This is a genomic window from Gordonia oleivorans, assembly GCF_040044975.1.
In the GTDB taxonomy this organism is placed as follows: Bacteria; Actinomycetota; Actinomycetes; order Mycobacteriales; family Mycobacteriaceae; genus Gordonia; species Gordonia oleivorans.
In genome coordinates this window covers 1-13,606 of record NZ_JBDZDI010000024.1, presented here as the reverse complement: position 1 = coordinate 13,606, position 13,606 = coordinate 1, and the positions used below count along the sequence as shown (strand labels likewise).

Below are 13,606 nucleotides of genomic sequence, written 5' to 3'. Positions count from 1 at the left end.
TCGGAGTCTATCCGCACACGGTGTGCCCCAACGCCAGGTTCACCTCGAGGACGTTGACCCGTGGCTGCCCGAGGAATCCCCACTGCCGACCCTCGGTGTAGCGGTCGACGATCTCACGCACCTGCGCCTCGGAACGATTGCTGTTGCGGGCGATCCGCGGGATCTGCAGCGCCGCATACTCCGGACTGATGTGCGGATCGAGCCCGGAGCCGGAACCGGTGACCGCATCCGCCGGAACCTGCTCGGGGGCGACACCTTCACGTTGCGAGATCACGTCCCGCCGGGCCTCGATGTTGCGCGCCGACGTCCCACTGTTGGGTCCCTGGTTGGACGCCGCCGACGCCGACGGGTCACCGGTGACCATCGGGTCGTCGGCCGAACCCAGCACCCGGGCATGCAGATACGAATCCGGTTGTCCCGCACGCACCTGCGGATCGACGCCGATCAGCGTCGAACCCGCCGGACATCCGCGCGCGTCGGTGACCTGGGACCCGTCGGCCGACGACGAGTCGATCCGCGAAGCCGCCCACACGACCGCCGGATACCCCACGCCGAGGATTGCGGTGAGCGCGGCCAGGACCAGCACCGCCACGCGGCATTGCCGAGCGAACCCGGCGATGGTTGTGTTCATGGCCCTTACCCCATTCCCGGGATGAAACGCACGACGAGGTCGATCAACCAGATCCCCACGAACGGGGTGATCACGCCGCCGACGCCATAGACGAGCAGATTGCGTCCGAGCAGCCGCGACGCCGAACTGGGCCGGTACCGGACTCCCCGCAACGACAGCGGGATGAGCGCCACGATGATCAACGCGTTGAACACGACCGCGGAGACGATGGCCGACTGCGCCGAATGCAACCGCATGATGTTGAGCGAGTCGAGTTGCGGATAGATGCCGACGAACAGTGCAGGCAGGATCGCGAAGTACTTGGCGAGGTCATTGGCCAGCGAGAACGTCGTCAACGCCCCACGGGTGATGAGCAGTTGCTTGCCGACGGCCACCACCTCGATGAGCTTGGTCGGGTCGGAATCGAGGTCGACCATGTTGCCGGCCTCCTTGGCCGCCGACGTCCCGGTGTTCATCGCGACCCCCACATCCGCCTGTGCCAGCGCCGGTGCGTCGTTGGTGCCGTCGCCGGTCATCGCGACGAGCCGCCCACCGGCCTGCTCGGACCGGATCAGCGCCAGCTTGTTCTCCGGGGTCGCCTCCGCGACGAAGTCGTCGACGCCGGCCTCGGCGGCGATGGCCTGCGCCGTCAGCGGATTGTCGCCGGTCACCATCACCGTGCGGATACCCATCGCCCGCAACTGCGCGAACCGCTGCGCCATACCGGGTTTGACCACGTCGGAGAGCTGGATGACACCCAGCACGCGCGGTTCGCAGTCGGCGGCACGCTGTGCGACCACCAACGGAGTGGCCCCCGCGCTGGACACCGACGTCACCGTCGCCGACACCTCCGGCGCCACCGCGCCACCGTGCTCGGCCACCCAGCGCGTCACCGCGTCGGCGGCACCCTTGCGGTACTCGACGATGCCGCCACCGTCGTCGGCCGGCAGATGAAGATCGATTCCGCTCATCCGTGTCTCCGCGGTGAACGGCACGACCTCGAAGCTCGGATGGTCGCGACGCCGCCCGGCCGCGATGGTCCCCGCGTCCAAGGTGTCCACCCCGTACACGCCGACACACAGTTCGACGATGCTGCGTCCCTCCGGGGTGTCGTCGGCGATGCTGCAGCGGTAGGCGACCTCGGCGAGCTCGGGTGTCGAGACACCGGGTGTCGCATGCAGTTCGGTGGCACGCCGATTGCCATAGGTGATGGTGCCGGTCTTGTCCAGCAACAGCGTGTCGATGTCACCGGCGGCCTCCACCGCCCGGCCGGACATGGCGAGGACGTTGCGCTGCACGAGCCGATCCATGCCGGCGATGCCGATCGAACTGAGCAGCGCCCCGATGGTTGTCGGGATCAGGCAGACCAGCAGCGCGATCAGCTTGATCGGGTCGGGCGACTGCCCCGCATACTGCTGCATGGGCCCGACGGCGACGACGGCGAGCAGGAAGATGACGGTGAGGCTCGCCAGCAGGATGTCCAGGGCGATCTCGTTGGGTGTCTTCTTACGCCCGGCACCTTCGACCAGCGAGATCATCCGGTCGACGAAGGTCTGCCCCGGTTCGGCGGTGATCTCCACGATGATGCGGTCCGACAGCACGACGGTGCCGCCGGTCACCGCGCACCGGTCACCGCCGGATTCCCGTACCACGGGCGCGGATTCACCGGTGATGGCCGACTCGTCGACCGTCGCGATCCCGTCGACGACGTCCCCGTCGCCGGCGATGACCTCCCCGGCCTCGACGACGATCCGGTCGCCGACGCGCAGGGCGCTGCCGGCGACGGTGTCGATCGCGCCGCTCGCCGAGATGCGGCGTGCCATGGTGTCGCGCTTCACCTTTCGCAGGCTGTCGGCCTGCGCGCGACCGCGGCCTTCGGCGACGGCCTCGGCGAGATTGGCGAACAGGACGGTGAACCACAGCCACGCGGTGATCAGCCAGGCGAACCACGACGGCTGCCAGATCGCGAGCAGCGTGGTCACGATCGACCCCAGATAGACCACGAACATCACCGGATTACGTGCCTGCGCACGAGGATTCAGCTTCCGCGCCGCCTGCGGCAACGAGGTGATCAGCGACCGGGCGTCAAACGCACCCTGCGTCACCAACCCCGGCTCGTCCGGGCCGTCCCCGACGGGAGGTGATATCTCGGAATCGAGAGTCTTGTCGGTCAGATCAACGCTCACAGGAGTGCCTCCGCGATGGGTCCCAGCGCCATGGCCGGGAAGAAGGTGAGTCCGGCGACGAGCAACGTCGTGCCGAGCAACAGCGCACCGAACAGCACGCCGTGGGTGGGCAGGGTCGACGCGTTCTTCTCCACCGCAACCCTTTCCGCGACAGCAACGCCGCCGCCGCCCCCCGTCGACTGGGCGCTCTTTTCCGTCGACTGGGCGCTCTTTTCCGTCGAGTGGGCGCCCTTTTCCGTCGAGTGGGCGCCCTTTTCCGTCGAGTGGGCACCCATTCCCGTCGAGTGGGCGCCCTTTTCCGTCGACTGGGCGACCCGCCCCTTCTGTCCGGCGAACAATCCGGCGAGAGCGAGGACGAACACGATGGGCAGGAAACGACCCAGCAGCATCGCGAGTCCGAGCGAGGTCTGGAACCAGTCGCTGGTCACCGTCAATCCGCCGAAGGCACTGCCGTTGTTGTTCGCGGCCGAGGCGTAGGCGTAGAGCACCTCGCTGAACCCGTGGATGGACCCCGGCGATCCGGGATCCCCACCGTTGCCCTGGGCGTCGAGTGTCGCTCCCATGACGACGCTGATACCCGTGCCGGTCAACACCAGGGCCGGCATGACGAGGATGTACAACGCGGCCATCGTGATCTCGTTCTGCCCGACCTTCTTTCCGAGGAACTCCGGCGAACGCCCGACCAGCAATCCGCCGACGAACACGGTGATGACCGAGAGGATCAGCAAGCCGTAGAGGCCCGAACCGACACCGCCGGGCGCGACCTCGCCGAGCAGCATGTTCCAGATGAGGGCACCTCCGCCACCGGCGGAGAAGCTGTCGTGGGCGCCATCGACGGCGCCGGTGGAGGTTCCCGTCGTCGACACCGCGAACAGTGCCGAGGCCGGTATCCCGAATCGTTGTTCCTTGCCTTCCATCATCGCGCCGGCCAGGTTCGCGGCCACACCATTCGGGTGCGTCTCGAACCACCACACGACGGCGAGCATCCCCGCCCAGATGGAGCCCATGACGGCCACCAGGGTCAGGCCCTGACGACGATCACCGACCAGCGTTCCGTAGGTCCGGGTCAGACACACCGGGATGAGCAGAAGCGCAATGATCTCAACGACATTGGACAACGGTGTCGGATTCTCGAAGGGATGCGCGGAGTTCGCCGACAGGCTTCCACCGCCATTGGTGCCGAGTTCCTTGATCGCCTCCTGAGAAGCGAACGGCCCGACCAGGCTGCGCGACGATTCGCCGCCGAACACCGAGAACCCGAATCCGCTGTGCAACGACTGCACGACGCCCTGGGTCAACAGGATGAATGCGACAATCACCGCCAGCGGCAACAGGATTCGCAGATTTCCGCGCACCAGATCGACCCAGAAGTTGCCGATCTGCCCGGTTCCCCGCCGGTTCACCAACCCGCGGATCAACGCCACCGCGACGGCCATCCCGACCGCGGCGGAGACGAAGTTCTGCACCGCCAGGCCGAGCATCTGCGTCAGATTGCTCATCACCACCTCCGGCGAGTACGACTGCCAGTTGGTGTTGGTGACAAAGGAGATCGCGGTGTTGAACGCGATCGACGGGTCGACGCCGGGTTTACCGTCCGACCATGGCAGCACTGTCTGCAGACGCTGCAGCAGGTACAGGAAGAGGAACGAGATCAGCGAAAAGGCCAGCACCGCAAGGGTGTAGCCCTTCCATGTCTGCGACTGACGCGGGTCGACGCGGGCGATCCGGTACATACCACGCTCGACGGCGAGGTCCCGATCGGATCGGTAGACGCGTGCCATGTAGTCGCCCAGCGGAATGTAGGCGGCCGCCAGGACGAGGACGACGGTGGCCACCTGTGCCACCGCAGCTGCAGTTGGGTTCACGGCCGATCAGAACCTTTCCGGGAAGATCAGGGCGCACAGCAGGTACACCACGACCATCGCCGACAGCGCCAGCAGGACAACCGTCTCGACGCCGTCCGCGGTCATCGACGTGTCCTGGTGTCGACGCCCTGGACCACCAGGACGCACAGGGCGAAGCCCACCACCGCGGCGAGCACATACAGGCCATCGGCCATGACGCAAACTCCTCACAGACATTCCTCACGCGACCCGGTGGGATCACGCACCCAGCGATGATGCGGCCGCGCGCCGCGCGTCGGAAGACCTCTTAACGAGATCCATACGCGATCCGACGACTTGTTGACGCCCCTTTCGCGGGCGCCTCCGCGGGCACCTGCGCCCGTCAAGAAGTCGTCAAGAATTCGGTTGCCGGCGTTGAGATCTGGTCAGGAACACGCCGGGGTGGCCGAAGCCGGACTACTCCGGATGACATGAGTGAGATCGAGTGCCGCCGACCCGTCGTCGCGGGCGACGCGGTCTGGGGATACGTGCAGGTCGGATACGCCCGTCAGTGGGTTCGGCATCGCCTGGTGATCTATCCGCCCGGGACCAGTCCGGAGCAACTGCGATGGTTGCGGTTGTGGCGGTGGGTGCCCGCGGTGGTGGCGCTGGCGCTGATCGCCGGCATCTGCGCGGCAGCCAAGTCCGGTGTGCATGCCGCGATCGGGGTGGCCGTCGGCGCCGCGGTGGCGGTGGCCGTCGTGGTTCCGATTCAACGACGCACGGCGACCTGCCGGCATCGCATGTGCATCCTCGAATCGTGGTCGGGGCCGGGACAGGGTCTGGAGGACCTGGTCACGCGACGCATCATCGAGAAGGCTGCCGGCGAGCTACGCACCGCCGATCGCGAGGTGGCCGCCGGGCGGATGACGCCGGTCGACCACGAGGCGATCTGGGCACGGTGCCACGAGCAGATCGCCACTGCCCGGCACCGGGTGACGGCGAAGGTCTGATTCCCCTGGCCCGCGCGGCGCTGGTTCGTCAGCCGGCGGCCGGCGTGATTCGCACACCGATCGTGCCGTCCTTGCCGCGTCGCAGCAGGCTGGCCTTGATCGTGAGCCACCCGAGAATTCCGTACTTGCCGGAGATGAGTGCGCGGGCCCTCTCGGTGCCCGCGGCATCGAGGACCTCGGCGGTGCCGTTCACCGGTTGACCGATCAGTTTCCGGCCACGCGCATCGCATCCCTGCACGATCACACTCGGGTTGTTGCGGATGCGTTTGACCTTCCACGAGTCGGTCACCGTCCACATGTAGAGATTGTCTCCGTCGGAGGCTGCCCACAGTGGTGACGCCACGGCGTTGCCGTTCTTGCGGAACGTCGTGAGCTGCACATACTTCGCATCGGTCGCGGCATCGAAGGGTGGGGTCGGATCGCCTGGCGTCACGACGACCAGCCTACTGACCCGCGGACTGCACCATCGCCGGTTGCGCCGACCCACCTTCGTTATCAATCCGTGATCATCGTTGCTATCGCGTCGCGGTTTCGTGCTGAACAGTAATCCGCCCGGTGTCGGCGCCTAGCGTCGTAGACACCGGGTCAGCCTCCCAGTCGGCATCACGCCACTGCAGCGGCAACACCGACCAGCCGCTCACGAGGGAGACCGACTCATGCGAACCCAACTCGATGACATCGACATCCTCCTCACCCGGACCGCCGGCGGCGATCACGCGGCGTTCGCCGACCTCTATGACCTCACCAGTTCCCGGGTGTACGGCATGGTGCTGCGCGTCCTACGCGACCCGGGCCACAGCGAGGAGGTCACCCAGGAGGTGTACCTCGCGGTCTGGCGGTCGTCCGCGTCGTTCGACGCCGAGCAGGGATCGGCGATCAGCTGGCTGATGACCCTGGCCCATCGTCGGGCGGTGGACCGGGTGCGTTCGGAGGCCGCGTCCAAGCGGCGCACCCTCACCTACGGCACCACCGAGCACGCCGACCGAGCCGACCGCGACGTCGTCATCGAGTTGTCCGAGCGCAGGGAACTCGCTCGCACGATCCGTTCGGTCCTCGGCCTGCTCACTCCCCTGCAGCGGGAGGCCATCGAGTTGGCGTACTTCCAGGGCCTCACCTACCGCGAGGTCGCCGACCACCTCGGCGTCGCCCTACCGACGGTGAAATCACGAATCCGCCAGGGCCTCAAGCGGCTTGCACCGCAGGTCACCGATCTCGCTGCGTGATCAGAACGGGCAACCCGACGACTTCCTGGTCGCCTTCTCCGTCGTTGCCTTTCGGGCCGATTTCCGGCTCGTCAGGCGTGCGATGGTCCGCAGGCCACCGCCGTCCTTGACGGGCAGGTCGGAGACGCGCAGCTTGCCCAGGACGGGGACGTCGAGGCGGCGCCGGATCCGGTAGTCGATCATGTACGACCAGACGAGTCCCAGCGCCAGGTAGCGTCCCCCGAGCTGATCGAACGTTCGCATCCGGCGCAGGGTGCGATCGAACTTCTTCTGAGCGCCTTCCGACCACTCCCAGCCCATCAGTTCGCGGAACTCGGGCGGGAGATTTCCCTTGGTCATGAACTCGAAGTGATTGCCCAGGATCGCCGGGAACGCCTTGCCCACGGGTCCCCACGCCTCCAGGACGAACTCGAGGTTCGACAGCGTCTCGAAGTCCTGACGCACCGCCGGCGCGATAGAGAGGTTCGGCACCACGGTGTCCCAGTACTCGGTGAACTCCGCCCAGCTCTGCGGCCATTGCGACGGCCGCACATTGACACCGGTGGCCAGCGGTTCGGCGGCGCGCGTCAGCACATCGAGATCGGCCTCGGGCAGCTCGCCGTAAAGCAGCTGGTATTGATCGAGGTAGAAGCGGAACAGGCAGGCGGCCACCCACAGTTGCAGTTCGGGGCTGTTGCCGCTGTACCGCACCGGGCTCTCCGGAGTCGACACCACCGGCGTGTGCATCTCGACGATGTGCTTACGCAGGTCGTCCTTTTCCTCCTGGGTGCCCAGCAGCGCGACGGACAGGTAGGTGCCGGTGGTGCGCGAGCGCTTCATCGGATATCGCCGCGGACTGCCCGATGCGACTCGACTCTCGTTGACTCCGTGGCCGACGGGAGGCAACGACAGTTGCATGATGATGTTGGCCACGCCACTGGTCAGACCGACAACCGTGATGAGCTCCACCATGGTGGTCGGATGCCGACGGCCGTGCGGCAGCGGCAGATACGGGCGTTTGGGCGTGTGAACGTGTCCCCGTGCCGCACGAACAACCGGAGCCATCGTATGCGTCGCCATCTTGCGACCCCCTTTTCTGATAACGATCGTTTCCAGATCGAATCTAGGCCCGCTCTGTGACGTGGTCAACACCTCGTGGCCAAACCGGGACCATAGGCCCGGCCGAAACGAGATGATCGCTTCGCCCCGCTACGGCCGCGGGTGAGCCGCGATCGCGGCCGCGACCGTCGGCCTGATCACGCACTCATGGGCGTGATCGTTGACGAAGCCGGCGGCCTGCATGAGCGCGAACATCGTCGTCGGCCCGACGAACCGCCAGCCGCGCTTCTTCAGATCCGTCGACAGGGCCGTGGACTCGGGCGAGGTGGTCATCGACCCCGGCTCGTGATCGTCACCGGGCGCGTACTCCCAGAAGAACGCCTCCAGTGATCCGCGCTCGTCGATGAGCCCTTCGGCGTGGCGGGCATTGTTGATGGCCGCCTCGATCTTGCCGCGGTGCCGGATGATGCCGGCATCACCCAGCAGGCGCGCGACATCGGCGTCGGTGAACCGCGCCACCGTGGGAATGTCGAAGCCACTGAACGCTTTTCGGAAGTTCTCCCGTTTGTTCAGGATGGTGCGCCAACTCAGCCCCGACTGGAAACCCTCGAGACAGACCCGTTCGAACAGGGCGGTGTCACCCGAGAGCGGGAATCCCCACTCGGTGTCGTGATAGGTCGTCTCGGGTTCGACCGCCGCCCATACACACCGCGCCCTGCCGTCATCGCCGACGATCACATCCGTCATCGCTACCTCCCTCGGATTGGCCACGACGTTACCCACCGGCACCGACAGTCCCGGTCCGCCGCCGGCCGAGCCCGACCATCCCCACCCCGATCCACCCCGACGACCCCCACCGCCGGTCGAGCCCGACACCCCACCGCCGATCCACCCGATGCCCCCACCGCCGGTCGAGCCCGACGAAGCGAAGCTGAGGAGGCGTCGAGACCAGGTGACACGACAACGACAACCGACCCCGGCCCAACCGCCCCGATCACCACCACTCCACCCGTCGCGGCGTTATCATTTTTTCCCGAAGGGATACGACATGAAGCACTCACTTTCCCGCGCCGTGGCCGTCGCCGGCGCCGTACTCGCGATCAGCATCGGCGCTGCGCCCACCGCGTCCGCTTACCCTGTCGGCCCCAATCACATCGAGGGACCGTGCAAGGGCGTACGGCCCTCGCAGTGCCCGATGCAGCCGTCACCGGATGGCCTCACCTGGTCGTTCCACGGTGATGCGTGGAATTACGACAAGACCGGCCGATTCGTGTGCATGTCGAGCACGTTTTATTGCGCACCGCTGATGGTGGTGGTGCGGGCGCTGCCGCCGGTCAACATCGGCGGGATCATCCATCCCGGCTGACATCCTCGGCCGTTCGGCACCAGAAAAGAACTGAGCCGCAAGGCCCCCTGTCGGGAAACCTTGCGGCTCAGTCACATTGCTCAGATCAGCCGAGCACCAGGCCTTCGCCGTCGGCGGAGACGTTCACCGGGACGACGTCGCCGTCGCGGATGTCACCGGCCAGCAGGGCCTTGGCGAGCTGGTCGCCGATGGCCTGCTGCACGAGCCGCCGCAGCGGACGGGCGCCGTAGAGCGGATCGAATCCCCGCTCCGCCAGCCATTCCTTGGCCTTGGGCGTGACCTCGAGTTCGAGGCGACGCTGCGCCAGCCGCTTCTGCAGTTGTTCCAGCTGGATGTCGACGATGGACACCAGTTCCTCCGGGCTGAGTGCCTGGAAGATCACCACGTCGTCGAGACGGTTGATGAACTCCGGCTTGAAGGCCGCGCGCACCGCCGCCATCACCTGCTCCTCGGTGCCACCGGAACCGAGGTTCGAGGTGAGGATGAGGATGGTGTTGCGGAAGTCCACGGTGCGGCCCTGACCGTCGGTCAGTCGTCCCTCGTCGAGCACCTGCAGCAGGATGTCGAAGACGTCCGGGTGGGCCTTTTCGACCTCGTCGAAGAGCACCACCGTGTACGGGCGACGACGCACCGCCTCGGTCAGCTGACCGCCCTGCTCGTAGCCGACGTACCCCGGAGGGGCACCGACAAGCCGTGCGACGGCGTGCTTTTCGCCGTACTCACTCATGTCGATACGCACCATCGCGCGTTCGTCGTCGAACAGGAACTCCGCCAATGCCTTGGCGAGCTCGGTCTTGCCGACACCGGTCGGGCCGAGGAACAGGAACGATCCGAGTGGCCGGTTGGGGTCGGCGACACCGGCACGGGCTCGCCGTACCGCGTCCGACACCGCGACCACCGCGTCGGTCTGGCCGATGACCCGGTGACCCAGTTCCTCTTCCATCCGAAGCAGTTTCGCGGTCTCGCCCTCCAGCATCTTGCCGGCGGGGATACCCGTCCACGCCGACACGACCTGTGCGACGTCGTCGGGTCCGACTTCCTCCTGCAACATCACGTCACCGTCGGGGTCGGTTCCGCTCTTCTCGATCGCGGCCTCGAGTTCCTTCTCCAGACCGGGGATCTTGCCGTAGCGCAGCTCGGCGGCCCGTCCCAGATCGCCGTCACGCTCGGCGCGATCGGCTTCTCCGCGAAGGCGTTCCAGCTCTTCCTTGGTGTCGCGGACCGCGTCGATGGCGGTTTTCTCCGACTGCCAGCGTGCGGAGAGCTCGTTGAGCTTCTCCTTCTGATCGGCCAGTTCCTGACGCAGCTTGCCCAGCCGCGCCTTCGACGCCTCGTCGTGCTCCTTTTGCAGCGCAACCTCTTCCACCTCGAGACGGCGGACGATCCGCTCGACCTCGTCGATTTCGACGGGGCGCGAGTCGATCTCCATCCGCAACCGCGACGCGGCCTCGTCGACCAGGTCGATGGCCTTGTCCGGCAGGAACCGCGAGGTGATGTAACGGTCGGAAAGCGTTGCGGCAGCGACCAATGCGGAGTCGGTGATGCGCACACCGTGGTGCACCTCGTACCGTTCCTTGAGGCCACGCAGGATGCCGATGGCATCTTCGACGCTGGGCTCACCGACGTACACCTGCTGGAAACGACGCTCGAGAGCGGCGTCCTTCTCGATGTACTGGCGGTACTCCTCCAGGGTGGTGGCACCGACCAGTCGCAGCTCGCCACGGGCCAGCATCGGCTTGATCATGTTGCCGGCGTCCATCGCGGAATCGCCGGTGGCACCGGCACCCACGATGGTGTGCAACTCGTCGATGAATGTGATGACCTGTCCGGCCGATCCCTTGATCTCATCGAGGACGGCCTTGAGGCGTTCCTCGAACTCGCCGCGGTACTTGGCACCGGCGACCATCGAGCCTAGGTCCAGCGAGATGACGGTCTTGTTGCGCAACGACTCCGGGACGTCGCCCTCGACGATCCGCTGGGCGAGTCCTTCGACGATGGCGGTCTTGCCGACGCCGGGCTCACCAATGAGGACCGGGTTGTTCTTGGTACGGCGGGAGAGCACCTGCACGACGCGACGGATCTCGGAGTCACGGCCGATCACCGGATCGAGCTTGCCCTCACGGGCGGCCTTGGTGAGGTCGGTCGAATACTTCTCAAGCGCCTGATAGGTCGACTCGGGATCCTCGGAGGTCACGCGGGCATTCCCGCGGACGGCGACAAACGCCTCGCGCAACGCCTGCGGCGTCGCACCGACGTTGTGCAGCAGCTTGGCAACATCGGAATCACCGGTCGCCAGACCGACGACGAGGTGCTCGGTGGAGACGTACTCATCGTTCAATTCTGTCGCGAGTTGCTGCGCGGCACTGACGGCCGCGATCGACTCGCGAGAAAGCTGGGGCTGTGCGCTCGAGCTCGATACCGTCGGCGCGCGGTCAACCATGGCCTGGGCCTGCGTACGAACCGCCGACGGGTCCACTCCCACCGCCTTGAGCAGAGGCGAAGCGATTCCGTCGGACTGATCGAGCAGGGCAACCAGGATATGGGCAGGCCGCACGTCAGGATTGCCGGCAGCGGCCGCCGCAGCCACCGCAGCGCTGAGCGCCTGCTGTGTCTTGGTGGTGGGGGTGAAGCTGTCCACTTCGTGTGCACCTTTCTCTACGTTCTTAAGTCGGTACGGCTCAAGTATGGCCGTTCGATGGTGTCAACGCGAGTAGAGTTGAGTGCATTCCGCTCAAGTATGCTCGTGATTGTGATGGTGATCACAGTAGCGTGCACTATGCGAGCCATACCCGCCCGGTGCCATCGCAGCCTTCATGGCCTACACGGCGTCTCCCGAGGCCTGGCCAACGTCATCGTCGACCTGGACAATCGGACGCGGACGTGGGGTCGGTCGTTGCGACGACGTGCTTAATGCTTGAGGTGGCTGTCCAGTTTGACGGGCAAACGGCGCAAGAGGTCAGCATAGGCAACTCCCATGGGTGAACCCGCAGACAGTCGGCTTCAGGTTGTGAAACGGATCGGTCGCGAAGTCGCCATCGTCTGCGGCGAGCCAATATGGCTCTTCCGGATGAGCCCGAAAAAGTCCAACTGTGGCGGCTGATTCAGTGTGGCGATAGCGATATGCGGCTGGAGACCACTAATTGCATAAGCCGTGCGAATCAGCTCGGGTTTGATCGGCGCCGATCCAACCCACTCCGCTGGTGAACCTTGTGAATCTGGTCAGCTCGGTCGAGCATCCTTTGCGTCACTGCGATCTCCTCTGGGACTTCACCTTCAAGCGGCTCGACCGAGACGAGTCGAGCGCCGAGCGAACCCTCACTGGTCACGAACCCTGACGGGAACCCGAACACGTGCGGCCGCAACTCAACGACGTGAGTCCCGATCGACGTCTTGTGTGTCGCCTTCATTGCACTACCGACTCCTACTCCACAAACGCGTGTGTCGAAGTTCAGGATGCGGTGTCCGCCCCCAAACGAGGATAAATCGCGGGCACCAACTCAGACACCAACCGTGGACCACGGGGAGCGGGTTGGCGCTTTGGTCGGGCCGGACGGCGCTCGGCTCGAGACGCGGACACAACCCTAGAGAGGCTTCGTCAGGCCGCCGCATAGCGGCCTACACGAAATCCGTTGCATCGCAATGGCATTAGTTGTATCGACAAACTGCAACGAGCAGCAGGCAACAACAGTTCCGCGGCAATCCCAATCCGTTTCGAGCAGAAAGCGTAGAAATTGTAGTCATGATCGACGCAGTGATCTTCGATTGCGACGGCGTGCTCGCCGACACCGAACCCCTCCACGACGCCGCCACCCGCGAAGAACTCGCGGCCCGCGGATTCCCCATCCCCGACAGCTTTTTCGAACAGGCCGCAGGCATGCGCACCGTGGATCAGATCCATGCGCTCGGCCGACAATTCGACCTCGACCCCACAGAGCTGTTCGCCGCCCGGGAGGCGCGTTTCTGGGGAACCATCGACGATCGTTTCCGCGAAGTGGCCGGCACCGCTGCTGCAGTCCGTCAACTGCACGACGCGGGCCTGCCCGTGGCCGTAGCGAGTTCCGGAACCCGCAGATGGGTCGACTATGTGACCACCCGGATGGGCGTCAACGCCCTGCTGTCGGCCAGCGTGACCGGCGACGACGTCACCAAACCGAAACCCGATCCCCAACCTTATTTGCGCGCGGCGTCGAAGCTGAATGTCGAACCGAGCCGCTGCGCTGTGGTTGAAGCACCCCAGGTTTCGTGCCACCTCGTTGGTGGGCTACCTGCTGGTAGTGACCCCAGCGTAGTAGGTTGCCTCGTACTCGTTGGGCGGGACCAGGCCGATCGACCCGTGTAACCGGGTGG

At 65.8% G+C, this 13,606-nt stretch carries 12 protein-coding genes; 4 read left to right on the top strand and 8 right to left on the bottom strand.

What is annotated here, in order from left to right:
- Nucleotides 1-7: 7 nt before the first annotated feature.
- Genes ABLE92_RS22690 through ABLE92_RS22675 form a run of 4 tightly spaced genes read right to left on the bottom strand, consistent with a single transcriptional unit; the run spans nucleotide 8 to nucleotide 4,766 of the window.
- Nucleotides 8-631: a potassium-transporting ATPase subunit C gene (locus tag ABLE92_RS22690; RefSeq protein WP_348807058.1), complete on the bottom strand. Its 624-nt coding sequence runs from the start codon at nucleotides 629-631 to the stop codon at nucleotides 8-10.
- A 5-nt stretch (nucleotides 632-636) separates the two neighbouring features.
- Complete coding sequence (gene kdpB / locus ABLE92_RS22685; RefSeq protein WP_496560839.1) at nucleotides 637-2,796, bottom strand: potassium-transporting ATPase subunit KdpB; 2,160 nt, start codon at nucleotides 2,794-2,796, stop codon at nucleotides 637-639.
- Nucleotides 2,793-4,661, bottom strand: coding sequence for a potassium-transporting ATPase subunit KdpA (kdpA, locus tag ABLE92_RS22680; RefSeq protein ID WP_348807057.1), 1,869 nt, complete (start codon nucleotides 4,659-4,661; stop codon nucleotides 2,793-2,795). The genes kdpB and kdpA overlap by 4 nt, the downstream gene beginning before the upstream one ends.
- A 6-nt stretch (nucleotides 4,662-4,667) precedes the next feature.
- The gene (locus tag ABLE92_RS22675; protein WP_348807056.1) at nucleotides 4,668-4,766 is read right to left on the bottom strand and encodes a potassium-transporting ATPase subunit F; all 99 of its coding nucleotides are present in this window, start codon (nucleotides 4,764-4,766) and stop codon (nucleotides 4,668-4,670) included.
- A 344-nt stretch (nucleotides 4,767-5,110) separates the two neighbouring features.
- On the opposite strand from ABLE92_RS22675, the gene ABLE92_RS22670 reads away from it, so the two are divergent.
- Nucleotides 5,111-5,632, top strand: a complete 522-nt coding sequence (locus tag ABLE92_RS22670; protein ID WP_348807055.1) for a DUF6611 family protein — start codon at nucleotides 5,111-5,113, stop codon at nucleotides 5,630-5,632.
- Between the two features lie 28 nt (nucleotides 5,633-5,660).
- Here ABLE92_RS22670 and ABLE92_RS22665 read toward each other — a convergent pair whose 3' ends face one another.
- Nucleotides 5,661-6,065 carry a PPOX class F420-dependent oxidoreductase gene (locus ABLE92_RS22665; RefSeq protein ID WP_348807054.1) on the bottom strand — a complete coding sequence of 135 codons (405 nt, stop codon included), beginning with the start codon at nucleotides 6,063-6,065 and terminating at the stop codon, nucleotides 5,661-5,663.
- A 223-nt stretch (nucleotides 6,066-6,288) separates the two neighbouring features.
- Here ABLE92_RS22665 and sigK point away from each other — a divergent pair, with 223 nt between their 5' ends.
- The gene (gene sigK, locus ABLE92_RS22660; RefSeq protein WP_348807053.1) at nucleotides 6,289-6,855 is read left to right on the top strand and encodes an ECF RNA polymerase sigma factor SigK; all 567 of its coding nucleotides are present in this window, start codon (nucleotides 6,289-6,291) and stop codon (nucleotides 6,853-6,855) included.
- Here the strand turns inward: sigK and ABLE92_RS22655 are convergent, their stop codons facing one another.
- Nucleotides 6,856-7,914 carry an oxygenase MpaB family protein gene (locus tag ABLE92_RS22655; protein WP_348807052.1) on the bottom strand — a complete coding sequence of 353 codons (1,059 nt, stop codon included), beginning with the start codon at nucleotides 7,912-7,914 and terminating at the stop codon, nucleotides 6,856-6,858. It abuts the gene before it with no gap.
- A 129-nt stretch (nucleotides 7,915-8,043) separates the two neighbouring features.
- Nucleotides 8,044-8,640, bottom strand: coding sequence for a DNA-3-methyladenine glycosylase I (locus tag ABLE92_RS22650; RefSeq protein WP_348807051.1), 597 nt, complete (start codon nucleotides 8,638-8,640; stop codon nucleotides 8,044-8,046).
- 301 nt (nucleotides 8,641-8,941) lie between these two features.
- Here ABLE92_RS22650 and ABLE92_RS22645 point away from each other — a divergent pair, with 301 nt between their 5' ends.
- Nucleotides 8,942-9,259, top strand: a complete 318-nt coding sequence (locus ABLE92_RS22645) for a hypothetical protein (protein ID WP_348807050.1) — start codon at nucleotides 8,942-8,944, stop codon at nucleotides 9,257-9,259.
- Nucleotides 9,260-9,344: 85 nt separating this feature from the next.
- On the opposite strand, the gene clpB is transcribed toward ABLE92_RS22645, so the two are convergent.
- Nucleotides 9,345-11,897, bottom strand: coding sequence for an ATP-dependent chaperone ClpB (clpB, locus tag ABLE92_RS22640; RefSeq protein WP_348807049.1), 2,553 nt, complete (start codon nucleotides 11,895-11,897; stop codon nucleotides 9,345-9,347).
- A 1,101-nt stretch (nucleotides 11,898-12,998) separates the two neighbouring features.
- Here clpB and ABLE92_RS22635 point away from each other — a divergent pair.
- On the top strand, nucleotides 12,999-13,598 hold the full coding sequence (locus tag ABLE92_RS22635) for an HAD family hydrolase (RefSeq protein ID WP_348807048.1): 600 nt from the start codon (nucleotides 12,999-13,001) through the stop codon (nucleotides 13,596-13,598).
- The last annotated feature ends 8 nt before the right edge of the window (nucleotides 13,599-13,606 follow it).

Excerpts from the sequence above, each read along its gene's own strand:
- ABLE92_RS22690 (WP_348807058.1), bottom strand. The coding sequence starts at position 631 with ATGAACACAACCATCGCCGGGTTCGCTCGGCAATGCCGCGTGGCGGTG.
- ABLE92_RS22675 (WP_348807056.1), bottom strand. The coding sequence starts at position 4,766 with ATGACCGCGGACGGCGTCGAGACGGTTGTCCTGCTGGCGCTGTCGGCG.
- ABLE92_RS22670 (WP_348807055.1), top strand. The coding sequence starts at position 5,111 with ATGAGTGAGATCGAGTGCCGCCGACCCGTCGTCGCGGGCGACGCGGTC.
- sigK (WP_348807053.1), top strand. The coding sequence starts at position 6,289 with ATGCGAACCCAACTCGATGACATCGACATCCTCCTCACCCGGACCGCC.
- ABLE92_RS22655 (WP_348807052.1), bottom strand. The coding sequence starts at position 7,914 with ATGGCGACGCATACGATGGCTCCGGTTGTTCGTGCGGCACGGGGACAC.
- ABLE92_RS22650 (WP_348807051.1), bottom strand. The coding sequence starts at position 8,640 with ATGACGGATGTGATCGTCGGCGATGACGGCAGGGCGCGGTGTGTATGG.
- ABLE92_RS22645 (WP_348807050.1), top strand. The coding sequence starts at position 8,942 with ATGAAGCACTCACTTTCCCGCGCCGTGGCCGTCGCCGGCGCCGTACTC.
- ABLE92_RS22635 (WP_348807048.1), top strand. The coding sequence starts at position 12,999 with ATGATCGACGCAGTGATCTTCGATTGCGACGGCGTGCTCGCCGACACC.